Annotated in this window: 18 protein-coding genes and 9 pseudogenes; 7 read left to right on the forward strand and 20 right to left on the reverse strand. The window is 61.2% G+C overall.

Annotated features, from left to right (window positions below):
* Window positions 1–15 precede the first annotated feature (15 nt).
* Window positions 16–1,055 (forward strand): annotated as a pseudogene (locus A8V01_RS15040) (IS1380 family transposase); the annotation flags it as partial.
* Window positions 1,056–1,062: 7 nt separating this feature from the next.
* On the opposite strand, the pseudogene A8V01_RS15045 reads toward A8V01_RS15040, so the two are convergent.
* Together A8V01_RS15045 and A8V01_RS15050 are read right to left on the reverse strand one after the other, a co-directional pair.
* A pseudogene (locus tag A8V01_RS15045) lies at window positions 1,063–1,239 on the reverse strand (IS66 family transposase); the annotation flags it as partial.
* Window positions 1,239–1,625, reverse strand: a pseudogene (locus A8V01_RS15050) (IS110 family transposase); the annotation flags it as partial. The pseudogenes A8V01_RS15050 and A8V01_RS15045, both read right to left, overlap by 1 nt.
* Before the next feature lie 64 nt (window positions 1,626–1,689).
* On the opposite strand from A8V01_RS15050, the gene A8V01_RS15055 reads away from it, so the two are divergent.
* Window positions 1,690–2,913: an IS256 family transposase gene (locus A8V01_RS15055; protein ID WP_103096649.1), complete on the forward strand. Its 1,224-nt coding sequence runs from the start codon at window positions 1,690–1,692 to the stop codon at window positions 2,911–2,913.
* Between the two features lie 44 nt (window positions 2,914–2,957).
* Here A8V01_RS15055 and A8V01_RS15060 read toward each other — a convergent pair whose 3' ends face one another.
* The 6 genes and pseudogenes from A8V01_RS15060 to A8V01_RS15080 form a co-directional block, all read right to left on the reverse strand.
* Window positions 2,958–3,122: a hypothetical protein gene (locus tag A8V01_RS15060; protein WP_425437333.1), complete on the reverse strand. Its 165-nt coding sequence runs from the start codon at window positions 3,120–3,122 to the stop codon at window positions 2,958–2,960.
* Between the two features lie 152 nt (window positions 3,123–3,274).
* Window positions 3,275–3,607: a recombinase family protein gene (locus A8V01_RS15065; RefSeq protein ID WP_425437334.1), complete on the reverse strand. Its 333-nt coding sequence runs from the start codon at window positions 3,605–3,607 to the stop codon at window positions 3,275–3,277.
* Between the two features lie 80 nt (window positions 3,608–3,687).
* Entirely contained in the window at window positions 3,688–4,701 is a 1,014-nt protein-coding gene (locus A8V01_RS15070) for an SDR family NAD(P)-dependent oxidoreductase (protein ID WP_103096650.1), read from the reverse strand.
* Between the two features lie 87 nt (window positions 4,702–4,788).
* A pseudogene (locus A8V01_RS29775) lies at window positions 4,789–4,995 on the reverse strand (UDP-glucose 6-dehydrogenase); the annotation flags it as partial.
* A 60-nt stretch (window positions 4,996–5,055) separates the two neighbouring features.
* A pseudogene (locus A8V01_RS29780) lies at window positions 5,056–5,658 on the reverse strand (Rossmann-fold NAD(P)-binding domain-containing protein); the annotation flags it as partial.
* Window positions 5,659–6,040: 382 nt separating this feature from the next.
* Window positions 6,041–6,379 (reverse strand): annotated as a pseudogene (locus A8V01_RS15080) (transposase); the annotation flags it as partial.
* An 86-nt stretch (window positions 6,380–6,465) separates the two neighbouring features.
* Between A8V01_RS15080 and A8V01_RS15085 the strand changes: the two are divergent.
* Window positions 6,466–7,496 (forward strand): annotated as a pseudogene (locus A8V01_RS15085) (DDE-type integrase/transposase/recombinase); the annotation flags it as partial.
* 191 nt (window positions 7,497–7,687) lie between these two features.
* Here A8V01_RS15085 and A8V01_RS15090 read toward each other — a convergent pair.
* Window positions 7,688–8,981, reverse strand: a pseudogene (locus A8V01_RS15090) (IS110 family RNA-guided transposase).
* Between the two features lie 82 nt (window positions 8,982–9,063).
* Here A8V01_RS15090 and A8V01_RS15095 point away from each other — a divergent pair.
* Window positions 9,064–9,348 (forward strand): annotated as a pseudogene (locus A8V01_RS15095) (integrase core domain-containing protein); the annotation flags it as partial.
* Window positions 9,349–9,398: 50 nt separating this feature from the next.
* On the opposite strand, the gene A8V01_RS29785 reads toward A8V01_RS15095, so the two are convergent.
* From A8V01_RS29785 to A8V01_RS15130, 7 genes are all read right to left on the reverse strand, one after another.
* Window positions 9,399–9,926 (reverse strand): transposase, encoded by a 528-nt coding sequence (locus A8V01_RS29785; RefSeq protein ID WP_425437337.1) that lies wholly within the window; start codon window positions 9,924–9,926, stop codon window positions 9,399–9,401.
* On the reverse strand, window positions 9,859–10,269 hold the full coding sequence (locus A8V01_RS15105) for an NUDIX domain-containing protein (protein ID WP_245892570.1): 411 nt from the start codon (window positions 10,267–10,269) through the stop codon (window positions 9,859–9,861). Before A8V01_RS15105 ends, A8V01_RS29785 begins: the two co-directional genes overlap by 68 nt.
* A 50-nt stretch (window positions 10,270–10,319) precedes the next feature.
* On the reverse strand, window positions 10,320–10,937 hold the full coding sequence (locus tag A8V01_RS15110) for a 6-phosphogluconolactonase (RefSeq protein WP_103096652.1): 618 nt from the start codon (window positions 10,935–10,937) through the stop codon (window positions 10,320–10,322).
* Window positions 10,938–10,993: 56 nt separating this feature from the next.
* Window positions 10,994–11,452 (reverse strand): Dps family protein, encoded by a 459-nt coding sequence (locus A8V01_RS15115; RefSeq protein ID WP_103096653.1) that lies wholly within the window; start codon window positions 11,450–11,452, stop codon window positions 10,994–10,996.
* Between the two features lie 87 nt (window positions 11,453–11,539).
* Entirely contained in the window at window positions 11,540–12,097 is a 558-nt protein-coding gene (locus A8V01_RS15120; protein WP_103096654.1) for a hypothetical protein, read from the reverse strand.
* A gap of 72 nt (window positions 12,098–12,169) precedes the next feature.
* A complete protein-coding gene (locus A8V01_RS15125) occupies window positions 12,170–12,922 on the reverse strand; it encodes an HAD-IIB family hydrolase (RefSeq protein WP_103096655.1) in 753 nt (250 codons plus the stop codon).
* A 162-nt stretch (window positions 12,923–13,084) separates the two neighbouring features.
* Window positions 13,085–14,131 carry a mannose-1-phosphate guanylyltransferase gene (locus tag A8V01_RS15130; protein ID WP_103096656.1) on the reverse strand — a complete coding sequence of 349 codons (1,047 nt, stop codon included), beginning with the start codon at window positions 14,129–14,131 and terminating at the stop codon, window positions 13,085–13,087.
* Between the two features lie 222 nt (window positions 14,132–14,353).
* Here A8V01_RS15130 and otsB point away from each other — a divergent pair, with 222 nt between their 5' ends.
* The 3 genes from otsB to otsA all read left to right on the forward strand — a co-directional run bounded on the left by otsB (window position 14,354) and on the right by otsA (window position 18,528).
* Entirely contained in the window at window positions 14,354–15,178 is an 825-nt protein-coding gene (gene otsB, locus A8V01_RS15135; RefSeq protein ID WP_103096657.1) for a trehalose-phosphatase, read from the forward strand.
* Window positions 15,175–16,989, forward strand: a complete 1,815-nt coding sequence (locus A8V01_RS15140; RefSeq protein WP_103096658.1) for a glycoside hydrolase family 15 protein — start codon at window positions 15,175–15,177, stop codon at window positions 16,987–16,989. The genes otsB and A8V01_RS15140 overlap by 4 nt, the downstream gene beginning before the upstream one ends.
* Before the next feature lie 120 nt (window positions 16,990–17,109).
* Window positions 17,110–18,528, forward strand: a complete 1,419-nt coding sequence (gene otsA / locus A8V01_RS15145; protein ID WP_103096761.1) for an alpha,alpha-trehalose-phosphate synthase (UDP-forming) — start codon at window positions 17,110–17,112, stop codon at window positions 18,526–18,528.
* A 10-nt stretch (window positions 18,529–18,538) separates the two neighbouring features.
* Here the strand turns inward: otsA and A8V01_RS15150 are convergent, their stop codons facing one another.
* The 4 genes from A8V01_RS15150 to A8V01_RS15165 all read right to left on the reverse strand — a co-directional run bounded on the left by A8V01_RS15150 (window position 18,539) and on the right by A8V01_RS15165 (window position 23,320).
* Window positions 18,539–19,429: a M48 family metalloprotease gene (locus A8V01_RS15150; protein ID WP_170065943.1), complete on the reverse strand. Its 891-nt coding sequence runs from the start codon at window positions 19,427–19,429 to the stop codon at window positions 18,539–18,541.
* A gap of 177 nt (window positions 19,430–19,606) precedes the next feature.
* On the reverse strand, window positions 19,607–20,722 hold the full coding sequence (locus A8V01_RS15155) for a glycosyltransferase (RefSeq protein WP_103096660.1): 1,116 nt from the start codon (window positions 20,720–20,722) through the stop codon (window positions 19,607–19,609).
* A gap of 85 nt (window positions 20,723–20,807) precedes the next feature.
* A complete protein-coding gene (locus A8V01_RS15160) occupies window positions 20,808–22,070 on the reverse strand; it encodes a hypothetical protein (protein WP_103096661.1) in 1,263 nt (420 codons plus the stop codon).
* Window positions 22,071–22,126: 56 nt separating this feature from the next.
* On the reverse strand, window positions 22,127–23,320 hold the full coding sequence (locus A8V01_RS15165) for a glycosyltransferase family 4 protein (RefSeq protein WP_170065944.1): 1,194 nt from the start codon (window positions 23,318–23,320) through the stop codon (window positions 22,127–22,129).
* Between the last annotated feature and the right edge of the window lie 119 nt (window positions 23,321–23,439).

A 23,439-nucleotide genomic window follows, 5' to 3' on the forward strand; every position in this document is an offset into this window, starting at 1 on the left:
GTCGCAGGGCAGAAAGTGCCACAGGACACACCTGCCATGAACGACGAATCGCAACCTCATTCCGATTCCCAGCGGGCGGCGGGAAGAAGATCACAGCCGCGTTTGACGGTGGTCGACTGACCTCGGACGGCGGCGTTCTGCTGCTTGCGCAAGCGCGCGATAGGGCTCTGCAGGCGGCTTGCTACCTGCATCAAGGATCCGAGCGCGCCCGACCGCATCACCCACAGCCTGGCCGACATGATCCGCGTGACCCGATGCGGGTGATCCATCGCCTCGATGACATTCTGCGTGCCCGGGTGTTCGCGATCACGTGCGGTTACGAGGATGCTGAGGATATCGACTCCCTGCGCGACGAACCGGGCTTCCGCCTGGCGCTGGGCAAGTTGCCGGGATCGGGCGTGGGGCCTGCCAGCCAACCGACGATGAGCCGCTGGGAGAATGCTCCAACCACGCGTGAGCTGGCCAGGATGATGGCCGAGATGATCGGCGTCTACTGCGCCAGCTATGCCGCCGCTCCAGCAGCCGTGACGCTGGATATCAATGACACCTGCGACGTCGTACACGGCTACCAGCAGCTCTCATTCTGGAACGGCCATTATGGGGAGCGCTGCTTCCTGCCAATCTATGTCTACGACACGGCAACGGGCCGACCGGTGGCGGTATTGCTGCGCACCGGCAAGACGCCTTCGGGCAAGGAGGCGGCGGGCCATATCCGGCGTCTGGTGCGCCATATCCGTCGGTACTGGCCGAATACGCGCATCACCGTCTGCGGCGACGGGCATTATGGCCGCCCCGAGGTGATGGCCTTCTGCGAAGCGGCCCACGTCGATTACGTGTTCGGCCTGCCGACCAACGCCGCGCTACGAGCCGATCTGGTCATCGTCACTGCCGCCGACGTCTGTGCGGTCCGCCGCGCTGAAGAAAGCCGTGTGGTCCTGCGCAGCTATGCCGATACCCGCTAAGGCGCGAAGAGCTGGAACTGCCAGCGCCGTGTCGCCGCGCGGATCGAGGCCAGCACGCTGGGCATGGATATCCGCTACGTCGACACGTCGCTGACCGACCAAGGGCAAAGGCCAGCGCCGAGGCCGTGGCGATGCTGCCCGGCAACGACTGTGCGGGCATCGGCGCAATGACCATCGGCGTGGCGATCTCGGTGCGGTCACAATTGCGGCATGCATCTTTGGCGCGTGCATTCTGCAGGGCCGTGGCCTTCACTTCGATGTGAAGCTGCTCGGTTAGCGCATCGTCCAATGCATCTTGCGCCGGTAAGTCCGGCCATGCTTGAGCATGAGAGAATTGATGTGCTGGCGATGAACCCGCAGCGTCTCCACCGCCGCGGTGCGTGCTTGAACGAGATCCCGCATCGCCTCATGGCCCTCGTCAGGAACCCAGACCGCCGTGAGCTCGCCGGCGCGCAGCAGTTTTGCGAAGCCGATCGCGTCGCGACGGTTCGTCTTCACCTGGTCGCCGGGTCGTCGGGGAATCAGAGACGGGGCCATGACTGTGCACTCGTATCCCATCGAACGGATCAGGCGGTACAGACCGTAGCCGGTTGGCCCCGCCTCATAGCAGTAATGGACGCAATCATGCTGGGTCGCGAGCCTTTTCACGACACGGCGCATCGATACTTCAGGGACTGTCAGGAATTTCGTGTGCGGCGAGGCATAATGGGTAACAAGGAGACCCAATATGTCACGACGGAAAGCACCCTCGATACCGAACGACATTCTCGACCAACTGCTGGCCGGCACTGACGCAGCAGCAGCGCTCAACCAGAGCGGCTTGCTCGATACATTGAAGAAGGCATTTGCCGAACGGGCGCTCAACGCGGAGATGGATCACCATCTTGGCCAGGAGGAGCAAGGGACCAACAGCCGGAACGGCTATGGCCGCAAGACAGTGACGACCGACGGGGGACGGATCGAGATCGAGGTACCGCGTGATCGGGCCGGCAGTTTTGATCCGCAGCTTATCGCAAAATATCAGCGCCGTTTCCCCGGTTTTGATGACGAGATCATCTCGATGTACGCGCGCGGCATGAGTACCCGTGAGATCACCGGGCATCTGCGCGAACTGTACGGCACCGAGGCCTCACCCGACCTGATCAGCACGATCACGGACGCTGTGCTGGAGGAAGTCACGGCCTGGCAGCAACGGCCGCTGGACCCAGCCTATCCGCTGGTTTTCTTCGATGCGATCCGGGTCAAGATCCGCGACGAAGGCATGGTCCGTAACAAGGCGATCCATATTGCCCTAGGCGTCATGGCCGACGGCACCAAGGTGGTCTTGGGGCTATGGCTGGAACAGAATGAAGGCGCCAAATTCTGGCTGCGCGTCATGAATGAACTGCGCAACTGCGGCGTCGAGAACATCATGCTGGCCGTCGTCGACGGCCTCAAGGGCTTTCCCGACGCCATCACTGCGGTCTTCCCCGAAGCGATGGTTCAGTCGTGCATTGTCCATCTGCTGCGCAACTCGATGGATTTTGTGGCGTGGAAAGACCGTAGGGCGCTCGGAACGGCCCTGAAGGCCATCTACCGTGCCGTCGATGCCGCGGCCGCCGAGGAGGCGCTGACGGCCTTCGAGGCCAGCTTCTGGGGCCAGCGCTATCCCGCTATCGGCCAGAGTTGGCGCCGGGCATGGCCCGAGGTCATCCCATTTTTCGCTTTTCCTGATGAGGTCAGGCGGATCGTCTACACCACCAATGCCATCGAGGCCTTGAACTCCAAGCTTCGTCGCGCTGTTCGTGCGCGGGGTCATTTCCCCAATGACGAGGCGGCCACCAAGCCGCTCTATCTGATCTTGAACCGATCAGAGAAAGAGTGGAAAATGTCGCCGCGCGAATGGAACATGGCGAAGGCGCAATTTGCCGTGCTCTTCGGCGAACGTTTCATCAGGGCCATGACGGCGTGATGGTCAACCGCCTCGCCGCACGCGAAATTCCTGACAGTCCCTCGTCAAGGTTCACTGGCGTCAAATTCACCCAGATAACGCACCTCGCCGCAGCGTGTACTGTCCGCGATCGCAATCGCGTTCCGGGCCTTTGCCACATCGATTCCGACGAAAACTCCTGTAGAATGTTCCACGGCTCGTCTTCCTGCGATGAGGATCGGCTTGGCCACGCCCTCGATCCTACACCACGCAATGGGACACGACCACGGGAAAGCCTTCTTTTTGGCGGCTCCGTTGCGATGTAGGGTCTCCAAAATGAAGGTTGCGCTATCAAAATGGCGCTCAGCTTCACCCGGGATATGAAAGGGCAAGGCTGTCGGCCTCATACGGCTGCACGCAGATACTGGTAGCGAGTTTCGCGGTTGATCCCCAGGTCGCGTGCGATGGCGGCCTTCCGCGCACCGGCGGCGATGCGGCGATGCAGCTCAGCGATCATTTCATCGGAGAGAGGGCATTTCCGCCCACAATAGGCGCCGCGTTGCCTAGCGATGGCAATGCCTTCTCGTTGCCGTTCCCGGATTAGGGCGCGCTCGAATTCCGCGAATGCGCCCATCACCGAGAGCATCAGATTAGCCATCGGGGAATCCTCGCCCGAGAAGGTCAGGCTTTCCTTCACGAACTCGATCCGGATGGCCCTTTTGGTGAGGGACTGCACAGTTCCGCAATCGTTTCCGTTGCCTGCCACGTACGGGAGCGAAGCGGCCGCTCCCGGGGCTGAAGCGGCGCGCTGGTCTCTTAAAGGCCGTGGTATTCGCGGTACCAGTCGACGAATCGCGGCACACCCACCTCGATCGGCGTTGTGGGGGCATAGCCGATATCGCGGGTGAGAGCAGCAATATCGGCATACGTGGCAGGCACATCGCCAGGCTGCATCGGCATCATGTTGACGTTTGCCTTGACCCCGCAGGCGTCTTCCAGCACCTCGATTAGGCGCATCAGCTGCTCGGACTTGTTATTGCCGATGTTATAGAGAGCATGGGGCTCGGTGCTACCGCCGGCCTTGGCCGCGCCGTCGTCGGCGGGCGGTTGGTCGAGGCAGGCGACCACGCCGCCGATGATGTCGTCGACATACGTGAAATCGCGTTGCATTTTACCGTTGTTGAACACGTCGATGGGGCGGCCGGTGAACATACGGTCGGCGAACAGCCACATCGCCATGTCCGGGCGTCCCCAAGGACCGTAGACGGTGAAGAAGCGCAAGCCCGTAAGCGGGATGCGAAATAGGTGCGCGTACGTCTCGCTCATAAGTTCGTCGGCGCGTTTGGTCGCGGCATAGAGCGAGACGGGATGATCGACCCGGTCCTCGACCGCGAAGGGCAGCTTGTCATTGCCGCCGTAGACCGAGCTGGAGCTGGCATAGACCATGTGGCCAACCTGCCGTTCACGGGCAAGCTCCAGCATGTTGACGTGGCCGGCAAGGTTGGAGGCAACATAGGCTTGGGGATTCTGGAGCGAATAGCGCACTCCCGCCTGCGCGCCCAGATGCACGATCGAGCTGAATTCTACGCCTGAAAGCGCCGCATCGAGCACCGTCTTGTCGGAGAAATCCAGTTCGATGAAGCGGAAGGCGTCGCCCGCGCTTTCGGCGATCTTGGCGAGGCGGGCGTGCTTGAGCGAGACCGGGTAATAATCGTTCAGGTTATCGATGCCGACGACGCGCTGACCTCGCGCGATCAGCGTTCGGGTAAGGGCGGCGCCGATGAAGCCGGCCGCGCCTGTTACCAGCACCGTGTTGTCCTGAGTCATCATCTTGTCCTTTTTGTGCGCTGGGCAGTAGGTGCTGTGAGGGTGAAGAGAGCGTCAGTCCGATCCGAACAGGTCGCGTGTAAAGACCTTTTATGCGACATCGGCGATGGCGTCGGTCATGCGGTTGGCGACGATCACGTTGCACTCCTGCTTGAAGGCATTGATATTCCGGATCACCTTTGAGCCGGAGAAGCTGTCCTCTGCCATGGCCGGCTCGTAGATCACCACTTCAATGCCCTTGGCCTTGACCCGCTTCATGATGCCCTGGATCGAGGACTGCCGGAAATTTTCCGACCCCGGCGCGTCGATCCCCTCGTGCAAGGCGTCCATGTTGGCGCTGGGGCCACCGTCCTTCGTGCCAACGACGATCTTGGGCGGGTTGAAATAGTCATCGATCGCGGTCGCTTCGCGCAAGACTTCGAGATTATCGACGAGTTCGATCGCGGCTTCGAAAGCATCGCCAAGCGTGGCCCGGAAGATCGGTGCGATCATCATTTCGATGGTGCCCGGGCGCATGGTAGAGCGATAGGCCACCGTCAAGGGCTTGGCCCGGCCCGACTTTACTGCCGCCGCGGTCGAACGCGAGACCTGCGCGATATAACTCATGTTGTGCGCACCATCGACGCCGCTGGGCGCGCCGACGCAAACGATGGCGATATCGGCATCCTCCAGTTCGTCACCCACCTCCACGGTGGCCGAGAGCAGCCCGTCGGTCTTTGCCTTGGCGATAAGTTCGCCGAAGCCCGGTTCGCAAATGGGAGAGTTCCCGGCGTTCAGCGCTTCCACTTTTGCGGCGCTGACATCCACGCCGACGACATGATGCCCTTGGCTTGTGATGCACCCCACTGCTGTGCAGCCGACATAACCAAGCCCGAAGATGACAACTTTCAAGACTTCTTCATCCGTTGACTTGAAAAGACCAGTTTCGTGACATTGGAGTCCACGTGATCGTCCGGGCATCCGGAAGCGGCAAGAGTTCGCTGGCCTTGGACAATCCCTTGATCGGTCACGTGTGGCATTCCCTGAACTATGAACAGTTACTTATGCATGGTCTAGCGCATTCTTGCTACGTTACAATATGCACTGCCGCCTGTCACCGAGAGGGCCAATGCGTGGCGTGAAAAAGTGCGCCTCACTGATGACGGTACGTATTTTCTTTCAATATCCTACAAATAGCAGCCATCAATCTCAGAACCCTATATGCTAAATTAGCAGTAAATGAGAAATTATATTATATTATATTGATATTCTTGTCATTCACAGAGCTTATTTGCATAACGAATGATGTACATAAGGATATTATTGCTTATAATTATTATTAGATTCGCACGATATTCGGAAATCAGAATTGCGAGAAGCAGTTGACGATTGCAGCACGGACCTTGATTTCGGTATCTGACGCTCCAAGATGCGCGCGGCAACGAGCGGGCCGAGCAGCTTAAAGCAGTGCATTTTGGTCTCAACCAAGCTGCGTCGGTGGTAGCCACTCCATTTCTTCCATATTGTCCTGCCCAGTCGTTTCATCGCACGAAGCGTCTCGTTGCGGGCCTCGACGCCGGGGCCGTCCTCTGTCCAGGCCTTGCCGTTGCGGGGAACAGAGATCAGCGGCTCGGCACCGCGCGCATTGATCGCTGCGTGGCAGCCTGATGTCATAGGCACCGTCATCGCCGACGGTAACAATGTGTCCGGCGTCAGCGTCCATGGCACAGTTTGGGGGTTGAGATTTAAGGAGGGTTTGGGCTTCGTCGTAGTGGCGAAGGAACGAAGATGAAGCCCAAACCCTCCTTGCGAAAATCGCCAGCGAAGGCCGCTGCCGAAGCCGTGGTGAAAGACATTCGCCGACAGACGCGGCGGCATTTCTCGGCAGAGGACAAGATCCGCATCGTGCTCGACGGATTGCGCGGCGAGGACAGCATTGCCGAGCTGTGCCGGCGTGAAGGCATCGCCCAAAGCCTCTACTACACCTAGTCGAAGAAATTCATGGAGACCGGCAAGCGCCGGCTCGCGGGCGACACCGCTCGTGCGGCGACCACGGGCGAGATTCAGGATCTGCGCCGTGAAGCCCGTGCCCTGAAGGAATGCGTTGCCGACCTGACGTTGGAAAACCGCCTGCTAAAAAAAATGTATGATCGCGGATGGGGGCGACGACGAATGAGGTACCCCGCCGCAGAAAAGCTCGAGATCATCAGGATCGTCGAGCAGTCACACCTGCCCGCCAAGCACACATTGGACAAGCTCGGCATTGCCCGCCGGACGTTCTACCGCTGGTATGACCGCTTGCTCGAGGGCGGTCTTGAAACCCTGGAGGATCGCCCCTCGGCGCCGAGCCGGGTGTGGAACCGCATCACCGAGGATATCCGCGCGCAGATCATCGAGATGGCGCTGGAGGCGACCGAGCTTTCCCTTCGCGAACTGGCGGTGCGCTTCACCGATGAAAAGCGCTACTTCGTGTCGGAAGCCACGGTTGACCACCTCTTGAAGGCCCATGACCTGATCACCAGCCAGCCTACACCGTGATCAAGGCCGCCGACCAGTTCCACACGAAGACCACCCGGCCGAACGAGATGTGGCAGACAGACTTCACCTACTTCAAGATCATCGGGTGGGGCTGGATGTACCTCTCGACCGTGCTCGACGACTACTCGCGCTACATCATCGCCTGGAAACTGTGCACCAACATGCGGGCCGAAGACGTGACGGACACGCTGGACCTGGCCCTCAAGGCATCGGGCTGCGATAGTGCCACCGTGCTGCACAAGCCCCGGCTGCTATCGGACAACGCCCTAGGTTGGGAAGCAGCGGCGGCAAACGGCCAGCAGGTCTCATTGCGCCAATCACGATCAGCGCTGATGTCATTCTGATCCAGATGGCTTCCATCGTCAAGGAAAGCGCTCTCGGCCATAGCAAACACAGGATCCAGCGACCGCTTCGGTCATGGTCCTAACCGTCCTTAAAATGAGATGCAGGTGCCGGATGGAAGGCCCGAACATTATCTACAGGGTCGCAGAAGCGCCCTCACGGCTCCACAGAGAGGGGGCCTTCCAACTGGTGTCCGCCCGTTCGACGAACGGACGGTGCTCGGTTCCCGTCTTGATGACGGCATGCGCGACGCGCTCCATCTTGGCGGTGAGTGCGGTCATCGCCTTGCGGCGGCGATCAGGATCGTTGCCGTGTCCGGCTACATAGCGCCCCAGCTTGTCACGGAAGCTGTTGTCGCGCTGTCGGATACCTGGGTGGTCATCCAGAAGGTTCGGCGCAGCCTGGCGTTGCCGTACTTCGCGAGCTTGGTCCGGCCGCGGAAAGTGCCCGACTGGCAAGTGGCGAGATCAAGCCCGCAGAACTTGAGGAACTGGCGGTGATGGCCGAACCGGCGCAGATCGCCAGCTTCGGCGAGGATAGTCAGCGCGTTGATAGGTCCGATCCGTGGGATCATGCGCAGCAGCTGGTAGTCGCGGTTCTCGGCCAGCATGGCATGCGCGGTCCGTTCAACCTCGTCGCGTTGCCGGATCAGGCTGCGCGCCTGCGCGATGACCATGCGGAACATGGCGATCGATATGGAATCTTCCTCGACCGGGAGCGCTATGGAGGCGCTGGCGGCCGCATAGATATCGTTGAGCAGTCGGGCCTTGGACACGTTACGATCAACCAAGTCCCAAGCCTCGCGAGTGAATGCCTCCTGGCCAAGCGCGGTCATGCTGGCCGGGGTGGGGAACCGCTCAAGCAAGGCAAGGAACCAATCGGAGCGGCTATTGCCGGCGAAGCGTTCGATCTTCGGAAAATAGAGCGGCAGATAGTGCGTCAGGAGTCGATGCCAAGTCTGGGTCTTGGCCTTGGAGATCGCCTCGTGCGTCTTCGACATCTCCTGCAGATCATTGGTGCCGGCGGCAAGCGGATCGACGTAGCGCTGGGCCGCGCCGATCGGAAGGATGTGCAGGATCACCTGCGCATCCTCGCTATCGTTCTTGTCCCAACCATTGTGCAGCGCCTCTCGGGTCCGGGCCAATGCGACGGAAGAAATCAGGCGCAACTCGAAGCCCGCAGCGAGAAGACGGTGCGCCAGGGTGCGGTGGTAGTTGCCGGTAGCCTCGAAGCCGACGACGATAGGGCGCCTGATATCGCCAAGATCGGTTGCGAGGCGATACATAGTCCGCCTTGGTCGCCATCACCGTCATCCGCCGTCGGCGCCCGCCTTCGGGGCGCTCGATCAGCACCTCTTGGCGATGCTTGGACATATCGATGGCTACCAGCACGGCGTCGGCGGGAGTAGATGTGCGCTTGGTCATGGTCGGTCCGTCTCCAAAGTGTTGAGTCGACAACTTCACTCTAGAGACCCGCTGGCCGGTCATGATCGCCTTGATGAAGCCGGCGGGCGAACTTGCCGTCTACATCCAGGCCCAGCAGATGAGCCACGTCCGGAGCCCCGTTGCATCCGCAAACTCAGGGCAAGATCGAGCGCGGGCACCAGACCTTGAAGAACCGCATCAGCCAAGAAAATTGCTTCCTGCCCGGCGATCTCGAGGCCCAGATCGAGGCGTTCGTGGAGCACTACAATCACCAGCGCTACCACGAGAGCCTGAACAACGTGACCCGGCTGATGCCTACTTCGGCAGGGCTCCCGCCATCATCAAGCGCCGCGAAACCATTAAGTGAAAGACCATCGAACATCGCCGCTTGCTTCACCGCAAGCTCGCGGCCTAACATCAACCCCCAGACGAGGCTCGCTCTCCGCTAATCCACGCCCCGATCTGTGCCAAATGTCCCGACGACGGACAGCATTTCTCGGCCAGCGTAACCGACACCGCGTACCAGACACCGGCCTCGGTCCAGCGCCGAAACCGACGGTAGATCGTATTCCAATTGCCGTACTTGGGCGGAACATCGCGCCACGGCGTCCCGCAGCGGAGCCACCAAAGTATCCCATTGATGATCGATCGGTTATGCTCCGGGTGACGACCGCGCCCCCGGTTCGCCGCTGACGTGATGTGATAGACGACCTCCGCACCAGCGTAGCTGTGCGATGATGTGGTCGTTGTAGGTCCACGTCTAGCAGTCGTTCCATGGAGCAGGAGGTTGTCACCGTCGGATTGGATCTGGCGAAGAATGTGTTTCAGGTGCACGCCATCGGTGCCGACGGCGCGGTGCTGATCGAATCCCCGATTGCTAGATTTCCGCCGCCCAGTCGCGCAATTTGCCCGCCAGCGCCCCGGAAATTTCCTTAGGCAAGGCATCAAGCGGGAAGCACCAGGCCTCAACAATCTCGCGCCCGTCGACCTGTGGTTCTCCCTCAATCCGGCCAACGACAACGCCCACGCGGTTGCTGTTGCCGTGCAGGCCTTCGATATCGACCGAAAGCAGGCGCGCACCGGTAAGGGTGCAGGCGGTTTCCTCCTGCACCTCACGGGCAGCGGCGGCCACTGGATCCTCGCCCGGCTTCAGGCCACCGCCGGGCGGCATCCAGTTGTCCGAACCATAGGAATGGCGCACCAGCAGCACCCGCCCATTCCGGTCTAGCGCCACCACCCGCACGCCGTCCAACTGCCTGCGCCGCACCCGCCAGACGCGCAGCCACACCGCATGGGTAATCCGATAAAGCGCCCGATGCAGCGCCGCCGGCAATGGATTCAGCAGAAGCAGGTGACCTTTGCGCTGGCCGCACGCAGCAACCGGGCGACGGGCAGGTCGTGATCGCCGCAAACCGCGCTGTCGAACACCGCGCGCTTGTCCGCGCCGCGAATGACGAACATGATCTCGGCACTGTCGAGCAGCGACGGGATCGTCAGACTCAGCCGGTCGAACGGTGCTTCAGGCGGCAGCGGATAGGGGGTCAGGCGGCGCACGGCCAGCGCATCATCCACTTGCGGGTCGGTGTTGGGAAACAACGAGGCGACATGCCCGTCGCGTCCCATGCCCAGCCAGGCGATGGCAAAGCGCGGCGGCACCGCGTCCTGCGCCAGCGGCACGATCTTCGCGCCCACCGGCTCAAGCCGCGCGCGGATCTTTCCGACGTTGCTGGCGGGGTGATCCTCAGCCACGATGCGATCGTCCCCTGGCCACACGGCGATGCGCGGCCATGGCAGGTCTTCCTGCGCCAGCCGGTCGAAGATCGGGAACGGGGTAGAGCCGCCGGGCACGGTGACCGCGATATCGGGGCAAGTGGCCAGCGCGGCGCGCAGCCGCGCGGCGAACCAGGTGGCGATGGCGGCGTCGTCGGCGCCTTCGATCATTTCGATATTGGGCATGGGGAGCCCTCTAACACTCTCCAGCCGTCTTCGTAAATTGCTTAGGGACAGCGCCCTTACGCGATTATCTCGCGCAGGAACCATGCCCGCTGTTCGGCCTGATCGGTCCAGTCGTCGATCACACCGTCGGTGGCGTTGTCGCCAGCCTCTCCGGCCAGTTCCTTGGTCGCCTTCAGCGTCGCGACATAAGCGGTGTTGTCCTGGAACAGTTCCTTGACCATCGCCATCGCATCGAGGCTGGTGTCGTCCTCGTCCTTGATTGTCGTCTTGGCGCCGATCGCGCCGATGGAGGTCAGCGTCTTGCCGCCCAGCTTGCGCACGCGCTCTGCGATCAGGTCGGTCAGGCCGAAGATCTCGGCCGCCTGCGCGTCGAACAGCAGGTGCAGGTCATGGAACTGCGGGCCGCGCACATGCCAGTGGAAATTCTTGGTCTTCACATAGAGCGCGAAAGTGTCCGCCAGAAGCCCGTTGAGGCTGTCGATGAGCGCGGCCTGCGAGTTGTCCTTGGAAGTCATTTCGGTTTCCCTCGGTTTGTCGTGTTGTGAACAGAACTAAGCACAAGGAACGCGGTTGGAAAGCATAGGTTCGATTGCAAAATTCGATCACAGAATGCCGAATTGCCGAAACACGATCACCGCCGCCGCCAAAAGCAACGCCGCCCCCGTCACCCGGCGGATCAGGCGCAACGCGGGCTTCTCGAAAAAGCCGGGCTGCCCCCACGCGAAGGTTACCAGCACGGCGCTGCCCAGCGCTCCGCCAACACCCGCAGGCCAGGGACCGGCCAGGCCCACCCCCAGCCCGAAGACAACGAAGCGCACCGCGTCAGTCGCCTGATGCGCCAGCAACACCAGCGCCAGCGCGCCGAGCGAATTGGTCGGCTCGCGCAGACCGCGCCGGGGGGCAAGTACCATCGATTCGATACCTGCCAGCGCAAGCGCCAGACCTGCGAAGATCGATCGCGCAGGCGGCGGCAACTGGCCAAGCATCCAGTGCGCCGCCCAACCCGCGAAGGCCGCGCTCAGCACCCCTGTCACGATGGCAACGATCAGCACTGCGGGGCGGCGTCCCTGCGCCAGCGCAAGGCCCGCGATCGTGATCTGATCGCGGGCACCGATCCCGGCAAGCATTGCGGCGATGAAGGTCAGATAGAAAGCGGGCATGGGTATCCTTTACGCCCGCCTTGGTACGCTGAGGTGCGTTTAGGGTGCCTTTAGGTGCCGTTGTGTACCCGCTTAACCTGCCTTCTGACAGGCCACGATGGCGGTGATCACGTTGGCGGTGTCGGCCGGATCGCGCACGCAGACGGTGTCGAGCCCCATCGCCTTGGCGGGATAATCGTTGCCGCCCGGGAAGATGGCGTCGCCGATGAACAGCATGTCCGCCTCGGCCACGCCGCTGCGTTCGGCAAGCCGCTTCAGGCCCCAGGCCTTGTCCACTCCGGGCTGCGTCACGTCCACCGAAGTGGCGCCGCCAAGGTTGATCGACACACCCGGCAACCGCTTGACGAGGTCCGCCTGGATCACCTTGCGCTTAGCAAAATCGGGATCCCAGTGCTCCTTGGCTTCCAGCGGAGCCTGCTGGCCCAGCGCGGAAAACGTGATCTGGCTGCCGCGATCCTCAATGCGTTCGCCCCAGGTCTCCTCGGGCGTGAAGCCGGTTGCGGCCAGCGAAGCGTCGAACGCGTCGAGGATTTCCTGCTTCTGCGCATCGGTGAACAGCTCTACATAGACCGGCGACCAAGCGCCTTCCCTGTGCAGATAAAGCTTCGCGCCGCTCGTCGGCATCATCCACAGGCGCGACAGGTCCGCATGGGCGGGCAGGCGGCTGGCCACCTGCTTGTCGAACTGCGGCCAGTCACCGCCTGAAATCACCGCCACCTGGGCAACGGTGAGCAGCTGCGCCAGAAGTTCCGCCATCTCTTCCGTCAGCGGCTGCTTGCTCAGCGCCAGCGTGCCGTCGAGATCGAACGCAACGATTTTCTTCATTCCATGTCCTTCAACTGGCGAAAAGTCCGCGACCGGCAAAACCGTCCATCGGCTCTGGTCTGGTCGCGAAATCCGACTTTGTGATGACCCGTCAGCCGCCCGCTCGCATGGGCGGCCATTGGAAAAGATTTGCGCAACGCACAAGCACCTTGCGCCGGACGCCTACTGGTTGGCGGCGCCCGCCAGCTTGCCGACCTTCTGGACGCCTGCAACCGTGGTAATCATGATGTCGTCACCGTCGACGACGACGATGACGTCTTCAAGGCCGATCACCGATACGCGCGGGCCATCACTGTCGACCAGCACGTTGCGGCAGTCCACCATCTCGACCGCGCCCGGACCGCGTACCGAATTGCCGTCGGCATCGCGGTCGAGCGCTTCGTGCAGCGCGTGCCAGTTGCCGATGTCGGACCAGTCCATGTCCGCCGGGACCATCGCCGCGCGGGTGGTGTTCTCCATCACCGCATAGTCCACCGATACGCTGGGCACTTGTGCGAAGAGATCGGCGTCGGGGTGGAAGCGCTGCCCGTCCTCCGCGCCCTTCGCCACGGCTTCGGCCACGCTGGCGGCCACATCCGGGCGATGCTGTTCCAGTTCGGCAATGAAATCCTTGACCCGGAATGCGAAGATGCCCCCGTTCCAGGCATAGATACCCTCTGCCAGGAACGCCTGCGCGCGGGCCAGATCGGGCTTTTCGACGAACTGCGCGGTGCGAAAGCCGCCGTGTTCGGGGATCGGTTCTCCGCGCTTGAGGTAACCGAAGCCTGTTTCCGGCCGCGTCGCTTCGATCCCGAAGGAGACCAGCCAGCCCTGCTGCGCCAATTGCGCAGCAGCCGCCACCGCAACCGCGAAAGCCTCGACATTGCCGATGTGATGGTCGCTTGGGCACACGAGCATCACTGCATCTTCGGGCAGCCGGTACGCGGCCAGCGCGATGGCGGCCGCAGTGTTGCGGGCCGAAGGCTCGACGATGACCTGCGCGCCATCGACCGGCCCAAGCTGCGCCTCGACATGGGCAAGATGCTTGTGGCCCGTGACCACCACCGGCCCGGCAAAACCCGCAGAACCGGGGCAGCGCGCCAGAGCGGCTTCGAAAAGGGTGCTCTCTCCCACCAGCGGCAGGAAAGGCTTGGGCATCGCCGCACGGCTGCGCGGCCACAAACGCGTGCCGCTGCCGCCGCACAGAATGACAGGTACTACAGTGGACATGGGTGCAAGTCACTCATGGATACAGGCATCTGGGGCCTTGGTAATAGCCAGCGCTTGCTGCGATGCAACAGGATAAGGAAAAATAGCGCCCCTTACGTCATTTCGCACCGGAACAGATCGGCGGTTCAATCGTTTATCCCGGACCAATTACGGCGCAGCATGTGATTGAGCCATCCGCGCCCCCGATCGAGGGCGACATCTTGGTGCAAGGCTGACATATAAATGACCAATTCAAGCGAAGGCCCGTCGCTGGCGGCGGATCGAGCTTCCGATTTCAGTAACTCTATTAATCTTGGTCCGCCACCTGCACTGCGGGCATCTTCGGCGACCGCGCTGTTCCTCGATTTCGACGGAACGCTAGTGGATATCGCCGACCACCCCGACGCCGTCATCGTGGCGCCCGACCTGCGCCCGCTTCTCGAACGCCTTTCCGATGCGCTCGATGGCCGCCTGGCTGTTATTACCGGCCGCTCCATCGCCGCGCTCGAAGCCTTGCTGGGGCCTGCCGAACTGGCAATCGCGGGGTCGCACGGCGGCGAATTTCGGCCTGCGGCCAAGGCTGCCGTCGAACCGCTGGCCTCCGCGCTGCCCGATGCCGTGGTCGCCCGCCTTCATGAGGTTGCCCACGAAAACGGCGGACTTCTGGTGGAACCCAAGCCGTTCAGCGCCGCAGTCCATTACCGCCACCATCCCGAAGCGCGGGACAATCTGCTGGACTGCGCGCGGCAGCTCGCCGCCGAATTCGGCCTGGGCATCAAGCACGGCAAGCAGGTGATCGAACTGACCATGCCGGGATCGGACAAGGGCACTGCCGTATCGCGGTTCATGGCTCTGCCCGCGTTCCGTGGCACCACGCCCGTGTTCCTGGGCGACGACGTGACCGACGAAGATGCGTTCATCGCAGTGGACCGCCTCGGCGGCCACGGCATACTGGTAGGCGCGCAGCGGCCAACCGCCGCCGCCTTCCGCTTTGAAGGGGTAGCGCAAGTCCACCACTGGCTGCATGCTGCCCTCCGCACGTTTCAGAAGGGAGATTTCCAAGCATGACGTCGCCCGTACCGACTTCACTGGAACTTTGGCCCATCGGCAATTGCCAGGTCAGCGCACTGATCAACGAGGCGGGCGCTATCGTCTGGGGATGCGTTCCCCGCGTTGACGGCGACCCCACGTTCTGCGCGCTGCTGCGCGGGGACGGAGGACAGGACGCCGGCACCTGGCGCTTCGAGCTGGAAAACCAGGTTTCGGTCCAACAGCATTACCTGCGCAACACGCCGATCCTTGTAACCCGGCTGGAGGATGCAACCGGCGGCGCAGTAGAGATCTACGATTTCGCCCCCCGCTTCGAGCGTTCGGGCCGCATGTATCGTCCGGTCGCCTTCGCGCGCATCGTCAGGCCGGTTGCCGGAGCGCCGCGCATCCGCACCATTCTTACCCCGATGAGCGGCTACGGCGCCAAGCTGGCATCGACCACGCAGGGTTCGAACCATGTGCGTTATCTGGTTGAGCGCAACACCTTGCGCCTGACCACCGACGCGCCGGTAGGCTATGTGCTCGACGAGCGCTGGTTCCGGTTGGAAAAGCCGCTGCACTTCTTCCTCGGCCCGGACGAACCCTTCGCCGGCAACGTCGAGCATGATCTGGACACGATGCTGCAGCGCACGGGCGACTACTGGCGGTTGTGGGTGCGCGGCCTTGCCACGCCTCTCGACTGGCAGGACGCGGTGATCCGCGCGGCGATTACGCTCAAGCTGTGCCAGCATGAGGAAACAGGCGCGATCGTCGCAGCGCTGACCACCTCGATCCCAGAGGCGCCCGGCAGCCAGCGGAACTGGGATTATCGCTACTGCTGGATCCGCGATGCCTACTACACCGTCCAAGCGCTCAACCACCTCGGCGCGCTGGACGTGCTGGAGAAATACCTCGCCTACTTGCGCAATATTGTGGCCGATGCGCCAGACGGCGTCGTCCAGCCGCTCTACGCGGTAAGCGGGGCGAAAGAGATCATCGAATGGGAGGCGGCCGACCTTCCCGGCTATCGCAATACCGGCCCCGTGCGCGTCGGCAACGCGGCCTACTATCAGGTCCAGAACGACTGCTATGGCCAGATCGTCCTGCCCTCGATCCAGGGATTCCTTGACCAGCGCCTGCTGCGCATCGCCAACGAAGACGACTTCCGGAGCCTGGAGCAAGTCGGCGAAATGGCATGGAAAACGCACAACATGCCCGATGCGGGCCTGTGGGAACTGCGCACCCGCACTGCCGTCCATACGTATTCCAGCGTCATGAGCTGGGCCGCCTGCGACCGCCTTGCCAATGCCGCGCATTACCTTGGCCTGTCAGATCGCGCCGATTTCTGGCGGGATCGCGCCGATACCGTGCGTGCTAATATCGATGCGGGAGCCTGGCACGAAGTTGAAGGGCATGATGCGTGCGGGCATTATGCCGCCAGTTTCGGCGGGTCTCAGCTGGATGCCAGCCTGCTGCAGATGGTGGAACTGCGCTACCTGCCGCCCGAAGATCCGCGCTTCCGTGCCACTCTCAAGGCAGTCCAAAAGGCGCTGCGTCGCGGTGAACACATGCTGCGCTATGACAGCGAGGACGACTTCGGCCTTCCCGAAACCGCCTTCAACATCTGCACTTTCTGGCTGATCGAAGCCCTTCACCGCAGCGGCGAGGACGACGAGGCCCGCCGGCTTTTCGAAGCCATGCTGGCCCATCGTACCCGGTCGGGGCTACTGTCGGAAGACATGGACTTTGAAACCGGCGAGCTATGGGGGAACTTTCCGCAGACCTATTCGCTGGTAGGAATCATCAATTGTGCCGGGCAACTGTCCCGGTCCTGGCGGGATTGGCGCTGACGGCGCCGCATTTTCCGCCGTTTCGCGTGCCGAATGCAGCACGCATCGCGCTTATGCGCCCATATGGTTGACAGCCACTACGGCCTGCCGGCCCAAATGGTGCAACAGGGGATTGCAAAAATGAGTCGATTGATCGTCATCTCAAACCGGGTCAGCCTTCCCAAGGCAGCGGGCGCTGCCGGGGCGCAAGGCGGACTTGCGGTGGCGCTTAATTCGGCTCTTCGCGAACATCGCGGCATCTGGTTCGGCTGGTCGGGGCAGGAGACCGCGGAATTCACCGGCCACCTCGACATGCAACGCAACGACGGCGTGACGACCGCCACCATCGACCTGGAGGCGCAGGACGTCGATGAATACTACAACGGCTACGCCAACCGAACGTTATGGCCATTGTTCCACTATCGCATCGACCTGACCGAATATGATCGCAACTTCGGCGAAGGCTATGAACGGGTGAACGAGCGCTTTGCCGATTCCGTACTGCCGCTGATCGAGCCGGACGATCTTGTATGGGTTCATGACTATCATCTGCTGCCTCTGGGCTCGATCCTTCGCGACAAGGGCGTGAAAAACCGGATGGGCCTGTTCCTGCACACGCCCTGGCCGCCCACCCGCCTGCTGGCCTCGCTGCCCTTCCACGAGCGGCTGGTCGCCTCGATGCTCGAATACGATGTGCTCGGGTTCCAGACTACCGAATGGCTGGAAAGCTTCCTGCATTATGTGCAGAAGGAAATGGGCCTGAAGGTCAATCTCGACAATTCGATCGATTACAAAGGCCGCCGCGTCGTCGCACGGGCCTTCCCGATCGGCATTGACTTTACCGAATTCACCGAAGCCGCCAACGGCGAAGAAGCGCGCGAAGCCTATCAGCGCCTCAAATCCAGCGTGCGCGGCCGCAAGATCCTGATCGGCGTCGACCGGCTCGACTATTCGAAGGGACTGGGTGAGCGCTTCGAAAGCTTCAGCCGGTTCCTCGGCGAACATCCGCACATGGCGGGAAGCGCGGTGCTGCTGCAGATCGCTCCGCCCAGCCGGGGTGACGTCGCCAGCTATCAGCAGATCCGCGAAGACCTTGAACGCAAGACCGGGCATATCAACGGCGCCCACGCCGAAGTGGACTTCGTGCCGATCCGCTACGTCAACCGCGGATATCCACGCGAACAGCTTGCCGGATTCTATCGCGCCGCCAACGTCGGCGTTGTAACGCCGCTGCGCGACGGAATGAACCTTGTCGCGAAGGAATATGTCGCCGCGCAAGATCCCGAGGATCCTGGCGTGCTGATCCTTTCACAATTCGCAGGGTCTGCCCTGCAGCTCAAGGATGCGCTTCTGGTCAATCCACACTCGGTGGAACACGTCGCAGAGACCATAAAGCAGGCGCTGGACATGCCCCTTGCCGAACGCAAGTGGCGCCACGCCAGACTGCTGGCCTCTGTGCGTGACGAAGACGTGCAGCACTGGCGCGAACAGTTCGTGCGCGCGCTTGCAGGCAACGACAAGGATGCAGGCGTCCCGCAGACGCAGGAAAAGGCTGCCTGAAATCAACCTTTCAGCCGGACGCAGGCTGGCTGAAAGGGCAATGGACCTTCGGGATTTCCTCACGCATCAGCTTAACCCGTTCCGTGCGCGAACGATGAGTGGGATCGCGGAACCAGCGAAGCATGTCCTGCCGTTCGCGACGGAGCCAGAACTGCAGGCCAGCCTCAGGATCGAAGCCCGCGCAAGCGGCAAAATGCAGGCCGGTGATGTCCGCGCGGTCCTCCATCGCACGCCTTTGCGTGATACTGCCTGCATCTCCATCCTGGTGGGCGATGTGGCCAAGTTCATGCCCGGCGATCAGGGCAAGTTCATCGTCATTCGCGGTAAACGCGATCAGTTTGCTTGATATCGCCACATTCTCCGCATCGGAGAATGCATCGATGCCGCCATCGGTCTTGATCACATACCGGGCCGCGCAGGCCTGCAAAGGCTGGACGGCCACGGCAATATCATCGCCCCCGCGGCGCAGCCCAAGCCGGATAGGCGCCGTTGCAGGCAACTGCGCGAGGCGTTGCTCCAGTTCGTCGGACACCAGTGCGCCTTTCGGCATGGCAGCCACGATATCGCTGACCTTCCTGCCGTCGATGGAGATCAGATCATCCCCAACCTTGACCCCGGCGACGTCAGCAGGGCCGCCTGTAGCGACGCCGGCGACCTGCGGCGCGTCATCCATTCCCAGCAATTGCGCAACCGCGGGACGATCCCCTTGCGGATAGGCGCCGATATGATCAAGCGTCAGCCCTATGGCCGCCGACGTTCTGGGGCATTGCTCCACCGCAGCATGGTTCAGCCTGAATCCTATGGTTGTCAGCCGCGCCATCTGTGCACGCAAAGTCACCGGCCAGGGTTCGGAAGACGGTGCCGCCGATGCGGGCACACCCGGCATTCCCGTTACCATCATCGCTGCGCCTGCAACGGCAAGGCAAGCGGAGCGCAGCAGGTCTTTTCGATCTAACACGCGCATAAACCCCGGCTTTATCGATACTTCGTCAGCGATGGTGACACCATGGCCGCCATTGCGTTGCATTACAACGAGCCCTGCGACATGCCGCCCGCTCCACGCCGCAAGCGCCCGCGATCACCTGGACGTGTAGACACCCGACATCTGGCGATAGGACGATGCGATGGCGAACTTGCTCTCATTAACGGTCTGGAAGGCGATCCGAGCGTCCGTCTTGCGGTAAAGGGCCTGCGCCACCGCCTGCGCCCACGTCTCGCCCCCTACGGCAAGCGAAACACGGGTGACAAGCTCGGGCACGACGTCCGCCTCCAGTGGCACAACATCGGAAATCACGCACGGCTTTCCTGCAGCCAGCGCCTCAAGAACGATCAGCCCCAGCCCTTCGAACAGCGAAGGCAGCAGCAGCATATCGAACGTGCTGACGATCAGCCGGGGCACATCAGATCGCGCACCGGTGAACACGGTACGCTCGGCTATGCCCAGTTCCCCGGCCTTTCGCTCCATCTCCGCCCTTGTCCCGCCGTCGCCTACAAGCACCAGCCAGACGTCGGGGTCCGACTTCATGACGGCAGCCGCGACATCCACCAGCAGGGCATGGTTCTTCTGCCCCACGAAGCGCCCGGCATGGCCGATCACCCTGGCATTGGCCGGTATGCCCAGTTCCGCCCGGACGGCAGGGTCAAAGTCCTGCGCGTAGGGAGCGAAATCAAGCCCGCAATGCGCGATGCCGGTGCGGGCATCGCCGCCCCATTCCCCTCCGTACAGCGTCTTGCCCGCAAGCTCGCTCACGGCCAGCATATGGGTTGCCGAACGCGAAATGAATGTCTTCATCACCCGGTTGTAGGCGCGGCGCAGGAAGGTATTGCGCACGGCTTGCGCGGAATTGTGCGCGTGGCTGACACGGACCTTGTAGCCGGCCATCTGCGCGGCCAGCAATATGGCGCCGTTCTGGTACATCTCATGCGCATGAATTGCGTCGTACGGTCCGAACTTCTGGTTGGCGGACTTCAAGGCTTCGTACAGCTTGATCGGGTTGCGATGCCGGGAGCATGCCAGCACCCTTACGCCGATCTCCGCAAGTTCCGCACTCAACGGCCATTCCTGATCGGAATATGTCAGGATATCCATCGCAACACCATCGCGCCGGGCCTGCCGGGCCAGGTTCATCACCCAGGTCTGAACGCCTCCATGGCGCAAATTCGCAATGACATGAAGGATCCGGCCACTCGTCATCGTTCAAATTCCTGCCACAGTTTACCCAGATTGATGTGATACGCGCAGTTCGCGCCAAGAATGGCGGATGCCCGCCAGAGCCCCGCTAAAGCGTCTGCACGGGCGGAACATTGCGAAGTGAAGCATCAGGCATCTCCACCGTCACCTCCTTCCTGCGCGAAGCGAGGAACGTGCCCACCCATGCCAGCACGAACGCGAACTGGATGTCGATCAGCGGCAGCGCCGGGAAGGCCTTGCGGGTCATGTTATCGCCGCCTCGCCCGATTTCCATCGATTCACCCCTGAGGTTGACCATGTTGTTGTAGCCAACCGCAATCACAAGGAAGCCAAACAACGCGATCGAAATCGCAATTCGATCAAAACCTTGCGCCCGCATGCGCCGATCAAGAACCTGATAGACCGCGAAAACCGGGAGAGCGGCGAATACAAGCCCCTGGAACGTCAACAAGCCTGTCGGGAACTCCCAGTTTTCAAGCCGGAACGGAAGCGGGTTCATGTAAATGTAGACGATCGACAAAAGCATATTGGCCATCGCTGCGATGTTCAGCTTGATGATGCCAAGCATCAAGACGGCATACCCTGCGAACATGGCATAATCCCAACGCCCTTTGCCCTTCACCGCCATGACCAAGCAGAACGACATCAGCGGATTATAGCGCCTGATGACGAACGATATGATCACCGCAAGAGCAAGCCACGCCCATTGACGCCTCACAAACAGTATCGCAGTCAGCAGTCCAAACAGAATTGCGTACAAATCTTTCATAAAATCGGATGAAAAGAACATAACAGACGGAGAAATAAGGAAAAATCCGGCTGAAAGCGAACGGATTGTGCGCACTATCTTCTGGGAACTTATTTTATGATTCTTACAGAACTCCATCGACAATTCGCTAATCAAACTTGCGATAACCAATGACACTGCAAAGTTTGGAACGAGATAGGCCATCTCGTCATAGCTGAGATTTCTGTTGACGAAAGGCTGCGCCAAAAGAAGAAACGAGCCCTTAGCGAAGTTGGCTTCCTGATCGCCAAGCAGGTTCTGTTTATAAGAGCTGTAAATAAGCTCGAAAATATCAATGTAAGGGTACTGCAGCAGGTGCTCATAATAAATTGAATCGACCTGTCGCGGAACCGCATTGAAAAACAGAATGCAACCCATGGCGCCGATCGGAACGCATATCGCGGCAAACGCTAGGCGCTGCACCGCAAAGAAGGCGCAGCCAACCAGCGCCAGCAGAAACAGCCCTGAATAGGCTGTGGCGCCGGACAACGAGATTCCCGCTGCCGCACCCAGTATCAGCAGCGCTGCCCACAAGGGGCCCGAGGGCAGAAGCAGAAATCTCATATCGAAAACCTTAACACCAAATCATGCAATTGCGGAGCCACGCCCGCATTAGCCTGTCAGCGGCCTGTTTTGCTTTTCAGGCCCGACTTGCTTTTCAGGAATGCGTAGAAGGCATCCCGCTTCTTCTTGATTGCATCGGCATGGTACTCTCTGGCTACCGTGAGGTTACGTTCGGATATCGCGGCCAGTTCGTCCCGCCGATCGACCAGGTTGCCGATCATGTCCGCAAGCCGATCTGCATCGCCAGGTTCAAACAGGCAATCTTCCTGCACGAGTTCAGGCGTTCCGCCAACCCGCGTAGCGATAGCCGGAAGCGCACGAGCCATCGCTTCCAGCATTGCACGAGGAAGTCCCTCCTGCCGCGACGGGAGGATGAACAGATCGCCGCGGTCCAGGACATCGCGCACCGGTTTGCCGTTCGGCAGCTTGCCACAGAAGTTGATCAGCTCGCCGACGCCCTCCGCATCAGCTTTCGCCTTGAAGTTGGCAAGGTTCTCGCCAAAGCCCACGAAATCCGCCGTCACCGTTATTCCGCGCCGCTTCAGCATCGCGATCGCGTCGATCATGGTGTCATGCCCCTTGAGGTTCTTCTGCATGTTCCCGATCATCACGAGATGCAGCGTTCCTTCCGGGAATGAGCCAGCGGCGCGTGGGGCGGTTGCGAACGCTTCATCCTTCAGGTCGATCGACGTGAATGAAAACGACGATGCCCGGTCACGCGGCGGATAGCGCTTCTGCAGCGCCTCACGGGTCACGTAGGCCGAAGCAACGGCATGCCGGCATTGCCACTTGGTCATCCATACGAAGAGCGCGCGAAAGAGGAAGGAAAGCTTGTTCTTGCCCAAAGCCTCGCTGCTGTATCCATCATAGGGGTCGGCAGCGACTTCGACTGCAAACGGGATCCGCTTTAGCCAGAGCATGAAGGCGTAAAGCGAAGGGATCGTGGCAGGGATGCGTAAAACATACGCATTCCTCCGATCCAGACTTTTCCAGATCGTGGCCACAATCTTGGGGAAGCGCGTAACGAAACCGACCGGTCCATGGTAGCCGGGCATGCTGAGAAAGTCGACGCGAGGGCCAACTGCGGGCTGCGCGGTAGGATCTTCCCGGTCAAAAAGACGTCCGACCAAAGTAACGTCTTCAAACGTGCTAAGAAAACGGGCTGCGTATGCATCATACCCTAGAATGTACGAAGCGGGCTTTGAATCCTGTAACGTGAAATCACTATCCCGAACTACGTAAAGCCTCATTATACGCTCCATAATTACGTGAACCTACCGACATAAGACTCTCACGGAGCATTATGTCGGTAGATATAAACTCGCTACGACAGCCACACCCAAGAGCGTCAGGCATGGGTCGAACCTGC

It is taken from the genome of Novosphingobium guangzhouense (assembly GCF_002896965.1).
Classification (GTDB): Bacteria; Pseudomonadota; Alphaproteobacteria; order Sphingomonadales; family Sphingomonadaceae; genus Novosphingobium; species Novosphingobium guangzhouense.

Excerpts from the sequence above, each read along its gene's own strand:
- A8V01_RS15055 (WP_103096649.1), top strand. The coding sequence starts at position 1,690 with ATGTCACGACGGAAAGCACCCTCGATACCGAACGACATTCTCGACCAA.
- A8V01_RS15070 (WP_103096650.1), bottom strand. The coding sequence starts at position 4,701 with ATGATGACTCAGGACAACACGGTGCTGGTAACAGGCGCGGCCGGCTTC.
- A8V01_RS29785 (WP_425437337.1), bottom strand. The coding sequence starts at position 9,926 with ATGCCTTGCCTAAGGAAATTTCCGGGGCGCTGGCGGGCAAATTGCGCG.
- A8V01_RS15110 (WP_103096652.1), bottom strand. The coding sequence starts at position 10,937 with ATGCCCAATATCGAAATGATCGAAGGCGCCGACGACGCCGCCATCGCC.
- A8V01_RS15115 (WP_103096653.1), bottom strand. The coding sequence starts at position 11,452 with ATGACTTCCAAGGACAACTCGCAGGCCGCGCTCATCGACAGCCTCAAC.
- A8V01_RS15120 (WP_103096654.1), bottom strand. The coding sequence starts at position 12,097 with ATGCCCGCTTTCTATCTGACCTTCATCGCCGCAATGCTTGCCGGGATC.
- A8V01_RS15125 (WP_103096655.1), bottom strand. The coding sequence starts at position 12,922 with ATGAAGAAAATCGTTGCGTTCGATCTCGACGGCACGCTGGCGCTGAGC.
- A8V01_RS15130 (WP_103096656.1), bottom strand. The coding sequence starts at position 14,131 with ATGTCCACTGTAGTACCTGTCATTCTGTGCGGCGGCAGCGGCACGCGT.
- otsB (WP_103096657.1), top strand. The coding sequence starts at position 14,354 with ATGACCAATTCAAGCGAAGGCCCGTCGCTGGCGGCGGATCGAGCTTCC.
- A8V01_RS15140 (WP_103096658.1), top strand. The coding sequence starts at position 15,175 with ATGACGTCGCCCGTACCGACTTCACTGGAACTTTGGCCCATCGGCAAT.
- otsA (WP_103096761.1), top strand. The coding sequence starts at position 17,110 with ATGAGTCGATTGATCGTCATCTCAAACCGGGTCAGCCTTCCCAAGGCA.
- A8V01_RS15150 (WP_170065943.1), bottom strand. The coding sequence starts at position 19,429 with ATGATGGTAACGGGAATGCCGGGTGTGCCCGCATCGGCGGCACCGTCT.
- A8V01_RS15155 (WP_103096660.1), bottom strand. The coding sequence starts at position 20,722 with ATGACGAGTGGCCGGATCCTTCATGTCATTGCGAATTTGCGCCATGGA.
- A8V01_RS15160 (WP_103096661.1), bottom strand. The coding sequence starts at position 22,070 with ATGAGATTTCTGCTTCTGCCCTCGGGCCCCTTGTGGGCAGCGCTGCTG.
- A8V01_RS15165 (WP_170065944.1), bottom strand. The coding sequence starts at position 23,320 with ATGAGGCTTTACGTAGTTCGGGATAGTGATTTCACGTTACAGGATTCA.